The sequence below is a fragment of the Kineococcus xinjiangensis genome (assembly GCF_002934625.1).
GTDB lineage: Bacteria > Actinomycetota > Actinomycetes > Actinomycetales > Kineococcaceae > Kineococcus_A > Kineococcus_A xinjiangensis.
In genome coordinates, this window is sequence record NZ_PTJD01000019.1 from 20,459 (window position 1) to 35,863 (window position 15,405).

Sequence of the window (15,405 nt, forward strand, 5' to 3'; positions counted from 1 at the left end):
CTCGACCGGCGCGAGCTCCCCAACCGGCGGGGCCTCGCCGTTCGGTGAGGGCTGGGTGTTCGGTGGGGGCTGGTCGTCCTCCCACTCCCCTATGCCGGTCACGGCACCTCCTGCGCGGCGACTCCGTGCTCCTCGCGCTGCTGCACCTGGTGCAGGGACTCATACGCCTGAGACAGGGTGTCGTGGGCGCCGGGGTCGTGGGCCTGGATCGAGGCGGCGACCTGCTCGGCGTGGGGGCCGGCCATCCAAGGGATGGTGCGGGCCAGGGTGGGGCGGGAACCGGAGGCGAGGACGACGGCGCGGCCCTTGGGCAGGGAGCCGAGGTCGGCGACGTCGAGGATGCGCTCACGGCGGGTGGAGCGACTCGTGGAGCGGCCGCCCTTGCCGTAGGAGGTCGACACCTGGGTGACGTCGAAGTCCCCGACGAGCTGGGAGACCTCCTGCAGGAACTCCACCTCGGAGACGCCGCCGCCGTAGACCTTCACGTTGGCCGCCGACCACAGCTTGCGCATGCCCTCACGTCCCCAGACCTCCACCCCCTGGGACCAGGACTGCAGGATGGTCATCAGGCAGATCCCGCGGGAGCCGTAGTGGGAGTAGATGTCGGGCAGGGTGCGCCAGCGGCAGACGTTGGCGGCCTCGTCGAGGACGGCGACCATCGGCACCGGCAGGCGGCCCCCGGCTGAGCGCTTGGCCAGGTCCTCCGCGGCCTCGCAGACGGCCACGGTCAGTGCGGTGACCAGCGGGCCGGCGGAGCCGTTGCCCTCACGGGAGAGGCTGTAGAGGGTGGAGCGGGAGCGGACGAAGTCGGAGGGCGAGAACTGCCGGCGCCTGTCGGTGGGGCCGTCGGGCACGACCCAGTGCACGGCCTGGCGGTTGGTGAGGAAGGACACCCGCTGCTTGGCGGTGCCGTAGACGCCAGCGCGCTGCTTCTCCGGGGAGCTGATGACCGCGTTGACGTTGGCGGCGATGAGCGGATGGCCGTAGCGGATCAGGAGTGCGACCGCCTCGTCCTCGGTCGGGTCGGTCAACCACAGGTAGACCTGGGTGATGGGCCGCTCATCCAGTGCGGCAGCGAGCAGCATCCCGGCGAGCAGGTCGGTGCCGGCGGGGTCGAAGAACGCATCGGTGCGTGAGCCGGGCTCGCGGGAGGCGGAGGCGAACAGGTCCGCCAGGACGGATGCCTTGACCTCGTCGGTGACGTAGGAGAGGGGGTTCCACCACCACGTCGCGGGTTCCTCCACGATGCCTTGCGGGTCGAAGACCCACACCGGCCCGACGCCGGCGCGCAGGTCGCGGGTGGCGTCGGCGAGGTCACGCTTGTTGGAGGTGGCCAGCACCGCACCGGGTGCGGTGAGGATGGCGGGGATCGCGCGGGAGGTGGTCTTGCCGGTGCGGGGGCCCCAGATGTCGACGGAGACGTCCTCCCAGGAGGCGTAGAGCGTCTGCCCGGTGGCGACGCTGGCCGCGATCGGCAGGCCGGGCGCGTTCACGCCGAGGCGCTGGGCGGTGGCGGTGGCGGCCCGCTCCCCCAGGGCCTCGACGTCGCGGCCGCGGCCCATGTGCCTCGCGGCGCGGTCCACCCGGGACCGCTTGCCGCGCCCACGCAGCACCAGCCACAGCACCAGGGAGCCGAGCAGCAGCAGTGCGAGAACGGCGGCGGCGAGGAACATGGTGGCTGCCCGGGGCCAGGCGATGTCGCCGGTGAGGACCTGGATCAGGACGGTCATCGGGTTGGCCGGCACGTCGTGGCCGTTGCCCTCCCACCAGTTGCCCACCCGCAGGGCGACGTTGACCGCTGCGGCCGATCCCAGCACCAGCCCGAGAACGACGAAGAGGACCGCCGCCTGCGGGTCGAGGCTGCTCTGCCCCTTGCTCGTCGAGCTCATCGCTGCCCACCCTCGAACAGCTGGTCCCCCGACTCCTGGCCTCCGGCCGCTGCACCCCCGGCCGCTGCACTCTCAGCCGCCAGAGCTGAGGTCGGGGCGAGGGTGGTGTCCTTGGTGAGGTCGAGCAGAGCGTCCGGCGCGGTGTGCAGCGTGGTGGGGGTCTCGTGCTCGCGCAGGTCGACGATGCCGTCCTCGCGGGAGACGTCCTCGATGACCTCGGCGATGCCGCCGGTGCGGGAGACGTCGTGCCAGAGCTTGTTGGTGTCGTTGAGGTCGCGTTCCACCGACGTCAGCTGGACGTGGACGGGGATGCCGGGGCGGCCACCGACCTTGACGAGGAAGTTGCCCAGGCCGGGGGGCTCGGCTTCCTTGCCTGCCAGGGAGTCGAAGGCGGGCGGGTCCTGCCAGCCGATGAGCAGAGCCTGCTCGGCGCGGGAGAACGGCACCGCGGAGTTCAGCAGCGGCATCTCCGCCGCCGGCAGCCCTCCGCAGATCACCATGCCGGAACGCTCCACGAAGCCTCGCGCCTTCATCCGGTCAGCCTCAGACGGCAGGGAGAGCAGGTCAGACATGGTGTGGGTGATCATCGCCATGCCCACGCCGCGCTGGCGGTTGAGGCGGGTCAGGGCATCGACGCGGTCGACGATGCCCTTGCCCGCCCGCAGCGCCCGCCACAGCTCGTCGAGGATGACGAAGTAGTGCCGCCGCGGTTCCAGCCCGGCGTCGGCCAGGGTGTGGGCGACGTTGACGGCGCCGAAGCCGTAGGACCAGCAGGCGAGAAGGACGGCGGCCTGCAGGTCCATCTCGGAGTCGTCGATGCTGGAGACGTCGAAGACGACGGGGCGGTCCCGGCGCATCGGCACGGACGTGGGCTGGGAGAAGATCTCCCCGAAGCGCCCGCCGCCGGCCAGGCCGATCAGCGTTGCTTCCAGCCCCTCGGTGATCTCCTGGTAGCGGCGCATGTCGCCTCGGTCCAGCGCCACGTGGCGCAGGTCCTCCGGTGCCTCCTGCACGACGCGCAGCAGGTCGCGGAGGACCGGGACCCCGTCGTGGCGGTCGTCGAGGACGCGCAGCGCCCGGTCGAGGATGGTCTCCTCCCGGTCCGTGGGCGGGGCGGAGCGCATGATGGTGAGGAGAGAGGACACCATCGCGTGGCGGCGCCCGTGCGCGTCGGCGAGCACTCCCGTGCGGGCAGTCCCGGTCAGCCGTTGCGCCGCAGCGGTCGCCTCGCCGGGGTCGAGGACGTTGAGGTGAGACCGCCCGCGGCCCAGGGTGATGACCTGGCCGCCGACGGCCTTGATGAGGTCGACGTAGTCCGGCTTCAGGTCCCCCAGCACCAGGGGCAGCACGCCGTAGCCGGTCAGGCCGAGAGCCATCCGGCGCACGATGGTGGACTTGCCGAGGCCGGGCTTGCCGAGGACGAACGCAGAGGGGTTGGACAGCAGGCTGGCCCGCTGGAACCAGGAGATGGGGTCGCAGCACAAGGTGGCCCCGGTCAGCATGTTGCGCCCGATCGGCACCCCCACCATCGGCGAGCCGGACCCGACGGAGAACGGCCACATCCCGCACACCTGCACCGTCGTGCCGCGCCACTCATCCGGTGCCTGCACGTACGTCGAGGCGCCCCCACCGCGCCCCGGCCAGCCCCGCGGACCGGGACGACGGGCCCGGCCCTTGCCCCTGCCGGTGTGGGGGGCGGGCGTCTCCTCCGCGGTGGGGAATCCTTCGAGCAGGCTCACAGCGACTCCCGGATCTCGGCGGGGACCTTCAGGTGCGAGGGCAGGACAAGCCCGAGAGGCAGCGCCGCGGCGAAGGCGGAGTCCTGCGAGCCGAACACCGGGCGCAGCATCAACCGCGCGGTGCCGGAGAGGTTGTCGACGGCGGCGACCGCCTCCGGGAGCCGGTCCTGATCCCGCACCGTGACCGTGACCAGCAGCCCGAAGTTGACGAGGTTGGAGCCGCGGGCCTCTTCCTCGGCGGTCGCGGCCGCGGAACGGGCCGCGGCGATCGCGCGGGCACTGGGCCGCTTGGACGAGACGACCTTGAAGTCGGCGTTGCGCTTGTCCTGCTCGGCGATGCGGGCAGAGCGGGCCGGGTCGAAGGGGCGGTAGAGCAGCGTGACCCGCTTGCGGTCCAGTTCCGCGTTCGGTGCCAGCAGCCGGGAGAGGACCGTGGACTGCACCACCCCACGAGGAGCCGACGTCATCGACCACGTCACCGACACCGCGCCGTCGTGCAGGTAGTGGTCGCGGTTGGCCTGGGCGAAGGACGGCCCGACATTGTCCCACTCCAGCTCCGCGACCTCGCCGGTGGCGCGGGCCGCGTCGAGCAGACGCCCGGCGTCGGGGTCGTAGGCGGTACGCACCATCTCGCACAGCTCCTGCGCCGAGACCGGCCGCGCCGCACCGGCACCGGTGGCGCTCAACCCCCGCGTCAGGCCGGGCAGGCGGGCGGCGAGGTCACGGCCCATCTCCGCGGCATCGCGCCGGCGCCTGGCAGACGGAGAGGTGTCGGTGAAGGTCAGAGCCACCCAGGCCCGCACGGTCGCCGAGCCGGAGGGGTAGCAGTCGATGACCTCGCGCAGCATCGCCTGGGCGACCTCAGGGGCGTTCGGGTCGGCGTTCAACGCCACCTCCCGACGCAGCCGACCGCCGGTGTCGGGGGCGGTCTCGATGGTCACCGTGGCCGCCACCAGGCCCGGCTCGCTGCCCAGGGCGTTCAGCCACCCACCCCAGTGCGCCACCCAGGAGTCGATCTGCTCCGGGTCCACCAGCGAGGCCCCGTCGGGGTCAGCGGCCAGCACCACCGTGTAGTGCTTGGTCTGCGGCACGAAGATCAGCGCGAACTTGCGGCGCTGGGAGTCCTCCCACTCGCTCAGCTGCGACGCCGCGGCCAGGCCGGGCAGCTGGTACGTCCCCCAGGGGGTGTTGCCCAGTGGGCCGGAGCGGTACAGGTGCGCCCCCCGGGCACGGGCCAGGCGGCCACCGGCAGCCTCGCCCATGCGCTGCAGGCCGTTGCGCCCGTGCCGGTCGCGCACCACCAGGACGGCGAGCACCACCACCAGCGCGGCGGCCACGGCACCAGCGGCCATCAGCCCACCGAACATCATCGCCACGATGACCCCGATGAGCCCGGCCAGCAGGATGCCCGTGCCGATCATGCCGAGCTGACCCAACCCGGCCGTCTGCGGCTTCCGCCAGTTGCCATAAGTTCGCGGTGCGCGGTGCTCCGTGAGCGTCATGCCCGTCCCTCTCCGGTGGTCTCCTCAGCGGCGGCACGGGCAGCTCCCGCACCGGCCTGACCGATCTGCTTGGCGCCATCGGCTACCGCCCCGGCCGCGGCGATGCCCAGACCGACCGGTCCCGCCGCCGCCGCACCGGCACCGGCTACGCCGCCGGCACCGGCTGCGCCGCCAGCACCGGCTGCGCCGCCAGCACCGGACGCGGCGCCAGCCCCCGTCGCGCCACCGGCACCCGCTCCCCCAGCCACCGGAGCGGCGCCCGGCCCAGCTGAACCAGCCGGACCCGCACCGCCAGGCCCTCCACCAGGTCCACCGCCGCCGGTCGGGCCCGCAGGACCTCCACCGGTCGGGCCCCCACCGCCGGTCGGGCCAGCAGAGTCCGATCCGGTGGGCGGGGCATGCGTGCTGGACGGCTGGCCGGTCCCCTGCCCGCCGCCACCGCCACCGCCGCTGCTCTCACTGGAGGTGAAGGCCCGGATGGCCATGGCCGCCGCCCCCGTGGGCAGCGCGACCGCAGCGCCAGCCAGGATCGCGCCGGCGTTGCCGCTGCCGGAGGTGGGTGCAACCAGCGGGGTGACGAAGCGCAGGAGAGCGGGCAGGGCCACCAGCGCAATCAGCATCATCGCCATGCCCGTGAGGACCTGCACCAGCTCGTCGGTGCCGCCGAAGATGTTGGCGCCTGCCAGGCGGAACGCGGCGGCGTAGACGATGGCCGCGGCGGGCTTGTAGAGGATGAACGCCAGCAGCCAGCCGCAGTTCTTCTTGAACCACGCCATGCCCATCTCGGTGTTCGTGAACGACGCCGACAGCGGCAGGATCCCGGCCAGGATGACGAGCATGCCGCCGCGGATCACCATCAGCACGATCTGCAACATGCTCATCAACATGGCGATGACACCGAGGAAGATCACGATGACGGCGGCAAAGCCTCTGGCCTGGCCACCACCGATGACGATGAGACCAACAAGGTTCCTGGCGAAGTTGTTGTCAACGGTCGCGCCGACGAGGATGCTCGCGGCGAGCTTGTCGGACGCATCGACGGCCAGAGCCACCACCGCCAGCCCCGCGCCCGAGACCACCGCGAGGGTCATCAGCGACTTCACCGCCTCCATCAGCGGCTGGCCGCGCCCCTCCCAGGCCATCCGCGCACCCGCCACGATCAAGCCGAGGATCGCAGCCAGGAACAGCAACGGCAGCAGCTGCGTCTGCAGGTAGCCCACCGTCGCCGTCGGCTGCACAGTGTCCGCACCGCCAGTCTCGACCACCGCCAGCATCGGCGTCGGAACCAACGTCCAGACAGAGCCCAGCGAGAAGAACGCCTCCCCAACCGCCTCGCTGACCTCGTCCGCGAGGTTCTGGATCGCGTTGCCGATGGCCCCGCCGACGACGCAGTTGATGTCAACTGGCAGGCATGTCGGTTGTGTCGCTGTCATTACGTTGTCCCCCATGCGGTGTAGCCCGCGAAGTCCGGCAGAGGGCCAGCCCCGGCCGCGAGGTTGCCGTCCGGAGGAAGCAGCAGCTTCCAGTCACCCTCGACCCACTGCAGCGTGAACGGAACATGCCCGGTGCCTCCGCTGGAGGCGCGGACGGCCATGTCGATGGTGGCGACGTCGTCGCTGTAGTTCAGGAAGGTGTACCCAGCGAGCTGAACGGTGCCGGAGTTCGGCGGAATGCCACCGGCGAGTAGCTGAGCAAGAGCATCGCGGCCCGGCCCTGGGACGGTGCCGTCCTCGACCAGTTCCTGCACGAGCTGGGGCGAGCTGGTCGAGGCGAGCACGTTGGCCGCGGCGTAGAGAGCTCCGGTGGGCGAGTGGGCGTAGCAGCTGCGCCATCCCGTGGTGGAGTCGACTTGGCCGGGCCCGTGCTGCTCGGGTGCCGTCGGTGCGGCCACCGCCCCGACGAGCTCCCACTGGCTTGACGGTGCCGTGGTCGGCACCGTCTGCTCCCCCGCGGGCAGCCCGCAGACGCTGTCGCCAGTCGAGGCCGGCGCAGACGAGGACGCAGACGGTGCAGGGGTGGAGGGCGCCGGTGCAGCGACCGGCGCCCCCTCCCCCTGCGGTGCCTTCGACGAGTCGTCGTCGAGGGCACGTTCCACCGCCAGACCTGCGCCGGAGACGACGATGAGTCCCACCACCGCTGCTGATGCGATGAACCCGGGCCTGCGCCACGGGCTCTTCTTCTCCTCCGGTTCGACGGAGGTGCCGTTCACGACGGTCTCACTCATGGTCATCTCCTGGATGCTCGGAGGACGGGTCGGTCCTCAGGGACGGCTCAGACGAGGGCCCCGACCAGCGCGCCGGCGGAGCCGACGACCACACAACCACCCATGACCCACGCCAGGCGGGAGGTGTGCTCGTTGCTGCCGCCGCCGCCGGCACGGGCCACGGCCATCATCACGCCGGCGATGATCACGCCGAAGACGCAGACCGCGAACGCGGTCCAGGCGCTCCAGTTGAGGATGGTCAGGATGCCCTCGCTGCCCGGGAACGCCTCTCCCGCGCCGGGCTGGGGAACGGCGGCCAGAGCGCTCATGAGACCCATCAGTCCTTCTCCTTCTGTTGGCCGCTGACTGCGGCGTTGTGGCGAATCAGCCGCCGCCTCGGAGGAGGCGGCGGACCTCTGGGGGGATGCGGACGGGGGCGGCGTGGTGCCGCTGCGTCACGTCCGCATCGGGGCCAGGTGCCGACTCGGCGACACCTGGCTGGGACCTCGACTGCTAGCTGCAGGGCTGGCAGTGCTTCACGGCGGAGCTGTGTAGACGATCCGGCTCCGGTGGGGCCGGCTGCGGCTGAGCGCTGCCCGCACCGACCGGTGCGGTTTCGCCCTCAACGACGTTGGTGGCTGTAGATGTATCGGGTGCATTGCCCGTGCTGGAGGACACGCAGTGGGAGCGGAGACCCAATCCCGCTGTATGTCCACACTAATACCAAGGAGTCTTAAATGTCCACGGATGTACTGATGTGTAGCAAAGCGTCTAGTAGCGTCGCGGGATGCGGATGGTCGGCATGACCCGGCACCTGGATGCCCTGTTCGACTGCTACGGGCCGCACCTGACGATCAACGACCTGATGGCGATCCTGGGCGTCTCCCGGGCCACCGCCTACAAGCTCGTCCAGCACGGCGAGGTCCCCGCCTACCGGGTGGGCTCCTCGTGGCTGATCCTGCGCGACGAGGTCCGCGAGCACCTGGCTGCCGGGTCGAACCAGACAGGTGGACAGCCCGCTCTCGGCGAGGGTGACTCCGACCCGGCATGACGTCTTACTCCTTTCCTCGTCTGGTCGTGGTGTGAGGTGCCTCAGCGCAGTGCTGCGCCGCGGGCGGCCATGAACGGCTCTGGGTTGATGCGGGTTCCGGCTTCGAGGACCTCGAAGTGCAGGTGGCAGCCGGTGGAGTTGCCGAAGGATCCGACGCGGGCGATCTGCTGGCTTGTGGTCACCGCCGCTCCGACGCGGGTCAACATGCCGGAGTCGTACATGTGGGCGTAGCGGGTGACGATCCCGCCGCCGTGGTCGATGGCGATGAGGTTGCCGTACCCGCCCGACCGGCCTGCGGTGACGACGACGCCGGCGGAGGCCGCGTAGATGGGGGTGCCGCAGGCAGCGCCGATGTCGGCGCCGCGGTGGAAGGTCGAGCAGACCCCGCCGCAGGAGCCGCGGGGGCCGTAGCCGCTGGTGAGGGGCCCGACGGCCGGCTTGATCCAGCCGCTGCCGGTGCCGGGAGGCGGGGCGATCGGGTCGGTGCAGGGCAAGCCACCGGTGCCCGGGGCTGCGCCGTCGATGACACGGGCACCCGCTAGAGCGCCCATGATCTGCACCGCGTCGTCCCAATACTTCTCGTAGTGGAACGGGTTGGCGTTGCGCTGGGTGCGGTGCGCGGCGATGGTCGGCGCCAGCGTCTCCCAGCCCTGGACCCGCAGCAGGGCCTTGAAGAAGTTGGTCGCCGAGATGGTGGGGTTCATCCGGTCCTCGTAGGAGCCCCACGCCCCGTTGGCACGCTGCTGAAACAGGCCGCGCGAGTCCGGCCCGGCAAGGTCGCCGTGGTCGACGACGATGAGGGTGGACTCGCCGATCGCCGTCATGACGCCGATCGTCTGGCCCCGGGCACTGATGCCCAATGCCTTGCCGGCGTTAATGATGAGAGCGGCGTTGACCAGCTGCACGCCCCGGTAGGGACCGACCGCAGCGGGCACGGTCGAGGGATCCACCGTCAGTCCCGGGCCGCTCACCCCGCAGTTGGCTTGAGCCGGTTGGGCGGAGACCAGGCCCACGACCAGGACCAGGACCAGGGTGAACCCCACCGGCACCGCGATCAGGGCGCCGAGGAGCAGGGAGCCGTTGCGCCGGTTCACGGGCCCACCGGCGGCGCTGGCCCACCCGGCGCCGGCGGCGCCGGCGGGGGCAGGGGCAGGGTCAGCACCTCCGGCGGGGTCAGCCGCTCCACCTGCCACGCCTCGTCAGCGCTCTGCCGAGACAGCAGCACGTCGTACTCCCCGACATCGGTGGGCACGAGAACGTGGGCGAGGTAAGGGGTGTCCTGTCCCGCGAGGCGGGCGGGACCGGTCACCTGGCGGGCGGGAACCTCGGCCGGGTCGGTGCCCTCGTAGGCCATCGCCGCGGCCGCGGTGAGCAGCGGAGTGAGCTCCGCCCACCACGTTGCGGCGTCCAGATGCGGGCGGGCGAAGACGGCCATCGCCGTGCTGCCACGCTCCAGCGCCGCCGCCTGGCTCTCCTCGTCCCACGTCGGCGCCGGGCCCGGCTCTGGCAGCTCGGCGTGCGCGTCGGTCCCACCCTCGACGTGCCCGTGATCCCCCGGCTCGTGGTGGTCGGCGTCTGCCGGCTCCTGTCCCTCGCTCGTCTCGGGCACGGTGATCGAGGAGCTGGACGTAGATGGCGTCGGGACCGACTGTGCGGCAGAGGAAGAAACCTCGGACCGGCCCGCCCCGCAGCCGGCGAGCAGCACCGTCAGGGCCGCAGCAGCAGCGGCGGCCGGACCAGCCGATGTACGCATGTGATCTCCCTCGTGAATCAGTCGGTGTGTGCGCCGTCCCCCTTGTCCGTGGAGCCCGCTGCGCAGATGGCGTGCCGGACCCCGCTCGCGCTGTTGGGATCAGCCGCGGACGGGACCGTCCGGCGCGAAGTCGCCACCGCCGGGGACATGCCAAGGCGGCTTCTCGCCGTCCATGTACGTCTCCATCGGCGCGTCCGGTGCGAAATCGCCCTTGACCGGCGCCGGCACCGGCCGCGGCGGCGGAGGCGGCGGAGGCGGAGGGGGCGTCGGGCGCGGGTAGACCGGCCCGATGATCGGCCCGCCACCAGGCCCACCGGCGCCCTGGGTGACCTTGAAGTCGGCGAAGTCGATGTAGCCGTTTCGCGGGGCACCGGGCTGGTTGTAGAAGACCTCCGCGATGAACTGGTTGATCGGGGTGTGCACCCCCGCCTCGCGCCAGCGGATGTCGCGCAGGCCGACGCCCTGGCGTCCGTCCAGCCAGACATCGAGCTCCCCGTTGTTGACGCCGGGGGTGTTCATCTTGACCCGGATGCGGACCTCGAACCAGCGATCGGCGGGGATGCGCAGCCGCATCCCCGATCCGTTGAGGCCCTCGGTCATCGGGACCATCAGGCCCCAGTGGCTGTAGTGCTTACCGCCCCCGTAGGGGGCGTAGAAGTAGATGTCCCACCACGGGTAGCCCACCCGCGACAGCGCGGCGCGGCGGGCGTGCAGACGCACCGACCAGCTGCCCGCCCGCAGACTCCCGCCGGTCGACGTGTCCCACTGCGACCTGCCCTCCGGAAGGCCAGCCAAGCCCGGCATCTTCAAGTCCCGCGACGACAACCCGTTCTCGTGGACGTCGCGCGGCACCCGCACCTTGTACGTCAAAGTCGCCTCTGACATCGCCGACAACGGCGCGCGAACCTTGGCGCCATCCATCTCCCCTTGGACGAGGCGCACCCGCGAAACCCCAGGAGCCGGCGAGGACAAGTTCTGCCCACTGACCTGCACACCGCCGCGCGCGAGGAAGTCCTGCATCGTCTCCGCCGACGCCGCAGGAGCCTGTGCCCCCGCGAGCAGTGCACTCAGCACCATCGGAGCCACGACACGCGTGCCGATGCCTCGGTGCCGCACCGATACGGCGCTCGCGCGAGCCGTGGGCACCACGGCGCTGCTGGGCATCCGGTCGTGAAGCTGACAGGTCACAGGGTCCTCGGCTGTTGATGAGGTAGGCGTGCGCAATGAAGACTCTCACAGCGCCTTCACTGAAGGCATCATGCGCCCGTAGGAGCTGACAGAGCAAGTATGGGCCGCTGCGGGCCGCTCCTAGGCCTCCGAGGTGGCTGTGAGGGCTGGTGTGCCAGCATTGGTGTTGCCCGCAGGGAGGCCCACGGTTGACTACATGGCTGTGCGAGGAGGGCAAGACGGATGCCGCGCAGGCGTAGCGAGGAGCCCTCCCCGCTTTCCATCGCCGGCCGCCTCGAGCGCCTCATCGCCATCGCGCAGCGGACGGGGCGCGGCCCCATGGACTCCCAGCAGATCGCCGCGCTGACCCAGAAGGTCGGCCACCCGCTCACCAGCTCGTACATCTCGCAGCTGCGCCGCGGCAGCCGCACCAATCCCACGATCGACAGCCTGCGGGCGCTGGCGGCTGTCTTCAGCGTCCCGGTCAGCTACTTCTTCCCCGGTGAGGCCGAACCCGACGATCAGCCCCCGTTCCTCGTCGGGGCCGACGACCGCCAGGGCGGCGTGGAAGGCACTGCCCCGCGACCTGCCGAGCATCGACCGTCCGAGGTCACCTCCCCGGTCGCCGCCAAGCTTGAGGAGCTCTTCGAGCGTTCACGTGCCCTAGAAGGGGGCCCCCGCACCGTCGAGGACGTCGCTCGGCGGTGCGCAGAGCTGGGCTACGAGGTGAGTGCGGGCTACCTCGAGGACATGCGCAGCGGCGTGCGGGACAACCCGTCCCTCAAGGCGATGGAAGGCATCGCCAAGGCCTTCGGCGTGCACATCTCGTTCTTCTTCTCTGCGCCGGCCGGCATGGAGTCCGAGCAGGACGTCGCCCAGGCCGACCGGGCGCTCCACGAGGTGATGAGGGACGAGGGCATCCGCGAGATCGCCCTGCGCTCCTCTGAGCTCGACCCCGCCGGTCGACGCATCTTGGCCGCGATGCTGCGAGAGCTCAGTGACGTCAAGATCACTCGGCACGAGCCCACACCGCCCCCACCAGCCGCGGACGGGGAGTAGCTAGCCAGCTGCCGCAGGTGCGCTGGCGCGCCCGGGCGTACATGGTGCTGGGCATGGGCGTGTGTCAGCCGTTGTTACGCTGCGCCGGTCCCTGCCCGAGCTCCCGGAAGTGCGCCACGTCGTGAAGCTCTCAGCGGTTCAACTCTCGCGGTTCCGTCGACGCAAGCCCACCCCCGGCGCAGAGCTGACGAGCGCGCAAGCCAAAGCCGTCGAGCGGGAGTGCCTTGACGTACTGGCTCAGCTGCGACCGCGGCCGCCCTTCGATAAGGACACCTTCCTCAGCCACATCGCCTATCTGGCCGGTGGACCCATCTACACCGGTGTGCTGCCCGACGGATGGGCGGACCTCTTGGCTTCTCGGCACGGTGGTCACACCAGCGCCATCACGCTCTCGCAGTACGACGGTTGGGCCATCTACATCAACCCGCGGGCCGGAGTGCCCGACGTCTTGAACTACGGGCACGAGGCCGGTCACGTGCTCTTCGACGCTCCGCGTGGCGACGGTGTTCCGCCAGACGAGGAGGTGCTGCACCTGCCCCCGGCGGACAGCGCCGAGGCTGAGCGCCTGCTCACCGCGTCGTGGTCGCGCCGTGGTGGCTTCGCGGGCCTGCCGGAGTCGCGCGCGGAGCGGTTCGGCACGCTGCTCAAGGCCAGCCTCGAAGGGCTCGGCGTACAGCCACCCGAGCAGGACGGCAGCCTGAGCTCACTCTTCCGCGCTGGCGATGTCTGAGGCGATCCGCGCGCTGCTGCCCTGGGTCCTGGTCCCGGGCGTGCTGGTGATGGTCCCGATGGTCGCCTTGCGGGCCCGCTGGGGCACCAGGAGCCGCAACGGGCGCTTCGTGAAGGTGCTGGTGTCCGCGGCGGCGATGATGACGCTTACGGTCCCGGCCATCGGCGGGATCCTCGACGACCAGCTCAACCTCGTCGGAGTCCAGACGCTCGTGTGCGACTCCATCGCGATCTACCTCTCCCGCCAGGCGGCCCTGGCCATCTGGGAGGAGACGTCGGGTTCCTCTCGGGGCGGGAAGTACCTCAACGCCGGTCTGACCGCCCTGAGCGCCGTCGGGGTCGCCGCCCTCGTCATCGCCTACGTCGGCATGCACCAGAGCGGCCTGAGCCTGCTGCTGCTCACCACCGAGAGCCTGCAACCGCCCGCGCTGCTGTTCTGGGTGACGTTCTGCCTCGTCCACGGCACCAACATGGCCTTCGCCCTGGGCCGCGCCATCCAGGCCCGCTCCGGGAAGCTGGGGCCCGTCAACCGGCTCGACCGGGCCAGCCTGACCTGGTGGATCGTGGCCTCCACGGCGATCTGGGTGTACATCCTCAACTTCCCCGCCGCGCTGGCACTGATCGCGGCCGGCAGGAGCGATCACTTCGTCGTGGTCAACACGCAGCTTCTGCAGGCGCTGCCGGGACTGGTGGGCTCCATCGCCGGAGGGATCTGCGCGGTCACCTGGGCGGACGCGGGCACCCGCTTCCGACACTCGCTGCTGCGCCCGGCGTGGGCGTGGTGCACAAGGACCGAGCAGGACGTGGTCCTGTACCCCTTCATGCACACCCCGGGGCACCGGCTCTCGCGCCGGAGGACCGAGGTGTCCTTGGCCACCGACCGACTGCTGGCTTCGACCACGGCAGCCGAGCGCGAGCAGGTGCGCAGCGCCGTCGAGCAGGGCACCGTGCGTGCTCAGGACCACTGGGGTGTGCTGCTGCACGCCGGTCGCCGCGCCCGGCTGGAGGGCCGCTCACCCCAAGCGCTCTCCCCTGGCGAGACGCTGCCGCCGGGCCCTGACAGCTTGTGGCAGCTGCAGCGGACCATCGTGCGCCGGCGCCACTACGGCCGGTTGCAGGCGGAGGTCCTGCAGCAGCCGCTCCTGGCCGCAGCGTCTACCGCGCAGCGCTGAGGCTCGCCTGCGACCGGCCCTCGACGGCTCACACGCCCAGGGCATCGCGGAAGGTGCCGGCGCCGAGAAGGGCCCCGGGCGTCCAGGCGCCCGGGCGCCCCTCTTCCAGCACGCCCAGCACCGTGCGCGCCGCGATGCGCGCGGTGACCGTCAAGGAGTCACCCGGCTCGATGGCCGCGGTGCGGGTGCCGCCCTGCTCATCGGTGAACTCCACGTACACGACCGAGCCCGGCTCATCGCCGTCCACCCCGGCGCCGGGTGGCGCCTCGACGTAGGCGGCCACGTCGCGGGCGCCGCTGGCGCGCCTGATGGCTTCCACGTCCCCTAGGGGCGCGGCCACGAGCGTCCTCAGCCGCCCCGCCAGCTGCGCCTGCCACCGGTCGGCGCCGATCGGTGCGTGCACGAGCTCACCGTTGACGTAGCGGGTGGAGCCGCCCTGCATCGCCGCGGCCGCCGACGCCTTCACCCCGGCGCTGGGCGCGGAGTTCCACGTCAGCAGGACCGAGCGGACCGCGCGGGGCGCTGAGGTGGACTGGGTGGCCAGCTGCATCGTCAGGAACTCGCTGGCGACCAGGCCGAGCCCGGCGCCGGTCACCAGCGTCACCCCGGCCTCGCGCGCTGCCGCATCGCGCGCCAGCAGTGCCTGCACGGCCGGCTGCTCGTTAGCCAGGTCCACCGAGGCGACCGCAACGCGCAGGCACGCCTCGATCACCGGAGCGGCCAGCAGCATGAACGGGCCGACGGTGTTCACAACCGCGTCGACGTCTGCGACCGCGGCACCGACCGCCTGCTCGTCCTGCACGTCCACCACGCGCGCGGCCTCGCCCGGCAGACGCAGGCGCTCGGCGAGATCGTGCAGCCGGGTGCCGTCACGCCCGGCAAGAACTACCTCGACACCAGCCGAGAGCAGTTCCTCGCTCACGCGCTGCCCGGCGCGCCCCGTCGCACCGAGCACCAAGACCTTGGACACCGCAAGCTCTCCCATCGCATCGCTGACGTCGGGCGCTCACCCTGCCAGACGAGACGGTGAGCCAAGTTGGGGAGGCGGTGCGTCGCGATGTCGATGACCAGCGTGGCCCGCGATGGAGTGCTCATCAACGTCACCTCGAAGTCGCCCCGCCATCGCTGCACCAGGCAGGAC

Annotated in this window: 14 protein-coding genes; 4 read left to right on the top strand and 10 right to left on the bottom strand. The window is 71.4% G+C overall.

The window, feature by feature from the left end; genetic code table 11:
• Nucleotides 1-98: 98 nt before the first annotated feature.
• The 6 genes from CLV92_RS19390 to CLV92_RS19415 are packed head-to-tail and all read right to left on the bottom strand — an operon-like array spanning nucleotide 99 to nucleotide 7,671.
• Complete coding sequence (locus CLV92_RS19390) at nucleotides 99-1,889, bottom strand: type IV secretory system conjugative DNA transfer family protein (RefSeq protein ID WP_104435536.1); 1,791 nt, start codon at nucleotides 1,887-1,889, stop codon at nucleotides 99-101.
• Nucleotides 1,886-3,628, bottom strand: a complete 1,743-nt coding sequence (locus CLV92_RS19395) for a hypothetical protein (RefSeq protein ID WP_211291292.1) — start codon at nucleotides 3,626-3,628, stop codon at nucleotides 1,886-1,888. The genes CLV92_RS19390 and CLV92_RS19395 overlap by 4 nt, the downstream gene beginning before the upstream one ends.
• Nucleotides 3,625-5,130, bottom strand: a complete 1,506-nt coding sequence (locus CLV92_RS19400) for an SCO6880 family protein (RefSeq protein ID WP_211291293.1) — start codon at nucleotides 5,128-5,130, stop codon at nucleotides 3,625-3,627. Before CLV92_RS19400 ends, CLV92_RS19395 begins: the two co-directional genes overlap by 4 nt.
• Complete coding sequence (locus CLV92_RS19405) at nucleotides 5,127-6,563, bottom strand: TrbL/VirB6 family protein (protein WP_104435540.1); 1,437 nt, start codon at nucleotides 6,561-6,563, stop codon at nucleotides 5,127-5,129. Before CLV92_RS19405 ends, CLV92_RS19400 begins: the two co-directional genes overlap by 4 nt.
• The gene (locus CLV92_RS19410; protein ID WP_146099671.1) at nucleotides 6,563-7,354 is read right to left on the bottom strand and encodes a DUF8175 domain-containg protein; all 792 of its coding nucleotides are present in this window, start codon (nucleotides 7,352-7,354) and stop codon (nucleotides 6,563-6,565) included. Before CLV92_RS19410 ends, CLV92_RS19405 begins: the two co-directional genes overlap by 1 nt.
• A 47-nt stretch (nucleotides 7,355-7,401) precedes the next feature.
• A complete protein-coding gene (locus CLV92_RS19415; protein WP_104435544.1) occupies nucleotides 7,402-7,671 on the bottom strand; it encodes a hypothetical protein in 270 nt (89 codons plus the stop codon).
• A 449-nt stretch (nucleotides 7,672-8,120) separates the two neighbouring features.
• On the opposite strand from CLV92_RS19415, the gene CLV92_RS19420 reads away from it, so the two are divergent.
• The gene (locus tag CLV92_RS19420; RefSeq protein ID WP_104435546.1) at nucleotides 8,121-8,384 is read left to right on the top strand and encodes a helix-turn-helix domain-containing protein; all 264 of its coding nucleotides are present in this window, start codon (nucleotides 8,121-8,123) and stop codon (nucleotides 8,382-8,384) included.
• A 41-nt stretch (nucleotides 8,385-8,425) separates the two neighbouring features.
• Here CLV92_RS19420 and CLV92_RS19425 read toward each other — a convergent pair whose 3' ends face one another.
• The 3 genes from CLV92_RS19425 to CLV92_RS19435 form a co-directional block, all read right to left on the bottom strand.
• On the bottom strand, nucleotides 8,426-9,478 hold the full coding sequence (locus tag CLV92_RS19425; RefSeq protein ID WP_104435548.1) for a M23 family metallopeptidase: 1,053 nt from the start codon (nucleotides 9,476-9,478) through the stop codon (nucleotides 8,426-8,428).
• Nucleotides 9,475-9,993 carry a hypothetical protein gene (locus CLV92_RS19430; RefSeq protein WP_104435549.1) on the bottom strand — a complete coding sequence of 173 codons (519 nt, stop codon included), beginning with the start codon at nucleotides 9,991-9,993 and terminating at the stop codon, nucleotides 9,475-9,477. The genes CLV92_RS19425 and CLV92_RS19430 overlap by 4 nt, the downstream gene beginning before the upstream one ends.
• Nucleotides 9,994-10,236: 243 nt before the next feature.
• Nucleotides 10,237-11,301, bottom strand: a complete 1,065-nt coding sequence (locus tag CLV92_RS19435) for a polysaccharide lyase (protein ID WP_146099672.1) — start codon at nucleotides 11,299-11,301, stop codon at nucleotides 10,237-10,239.
• A gap of 342 nt (nucleotides 11,302-11,643) precedes the next feature.
• Between CLV92_RS19435 and CLV92_RS19440 the strand changes: the two genes are divergently transcribed.
• From CLV92_RS19440 to CLV92_RS19450, 3 genes are all read left to right on the top strand, one after another.
• Nucleotides 11,644-12,363 (top strand): helix-turn-helix domain-containing protein, encoded by a 720-nt coding sequence (locus tag CLV92_RS19440; RefSeq protein WP_158257347.1) that lies wholly within the window; start codon nucleotides 11,644-11,646, stop codon nucleotides 12,361-12,363.
• Between the two features lie 109 nt (nucleotides 12,364-12,472).
• On the top strand, nucleotides 12,473-13,093 hold the full coding sequence (locus CLV92_RS19445) for a hypothetical protein (RefSeq protein WP_146099673.1): 621 nt from the start codon (nucleotides 12,473-12,475) through the stop codon (nucleotides 13,091-13,093).
• A complete protein-coding gene (locus tag CLV92_RS19450) occupies nucleotides 13,086-14,264 on the top strand; it encodes a hypothetical protein (protein WP_104435556.1) in 1,179 nt (392 codons plus the stop codon). The genes CLV92_RS19445 and CLV92_RS19450 overlap by 8 nt, the downstream gene beginning before the upstream one ends.
• 28 nt (nucleotides 14,265-14,292) lie before the next feature.
• Here CLV92_RS19450 and CLV92_RS19455 read toward each other — a convergent pair whose 3' ends face one another.
• Nucleotides 14,293-15,234, bottom strand: coding sequence for a saccharopine dehydrogenase NADP-binding domain-containing protein (locus CLV92_RS19455; protein WP_158257348.1), 942 nt, complete (start codon nucleotides 15,232-15,234; stop codon nucleotides 14,293-14,295).
• Between the last annotated feature and the right edge of the window lie 171 nt (nucleotides 15,235-15,405).

Excerpts from the sequence above, each read along its gene's own strand:
- CLV92_RS19390 (WP_104435536.1), bottom strand. The coding sequence starts at position 1,889 with ATGAGCTCGACGAGCAAGGGGCAGAGCAGCCTCGACCCGCAGGCGGCG.
- CLV92_RS19400 (WP_211291293.1), bottom strand. The coding sequence starts at position 5,130 with ATGACGCTCACGGAGCACCGCGCACCGCGAACTTATGGCAACTGGCGG.
- CLV92_RS19405 (WP_104435540.1), bottom strand. The coding sequence starts at position 6,563 with ATGACAGCGACACAACCGACATGCCTGCCAGTTGACATCAACTGCGTC.
- CLV92_RS19410 (WP_146099671.1), bottom strand. The coding sequence starts at position 7,354 with ATGAGTGAGACCGTCGTGAACGGCACCTCCGTCGAACCGGAGGAGAAG.
- CLV92_RS19415 (WP_104435544.1), bottom strand. The coding sequence starts at position 7,671 with ATGGGTCTCATGAGCGCTCTGGCCGCCGTTCCCCAGCCCGGCGCGGGA.
- CLV92_RS19420 (WP_104435546.1), top strand. The coding sequence starts at position 8,121 with ATGCGGATGGTCGGCATGACCCGGCACCTGGATGCCCTGTTCGACTGC.
- CLV92_RS19435 (WP_146099672.1), bottom strand. The coding sequence starts at position 11,301 with ATGCCCAGCAGCGCCGTGGTGCCCACGGCTCGCGCGAGCGCCGTATCG.
- CLV92_RS19440 (WP_158257347.1), top strand. The coding sequence starts at position 11,644 with ATGGACTCCCAGCAGATCGCCGCGCTGACCCAGAAGGTCGGCCACCCG.
- CLV92_RS19450 (WP_104435556.1), top strand. The coding sequence starts at position 13,086 with ATGTCTGAGGCGATCCGCGCGCTGCTGCCCTGGGTCCTGGTCCCGGGC.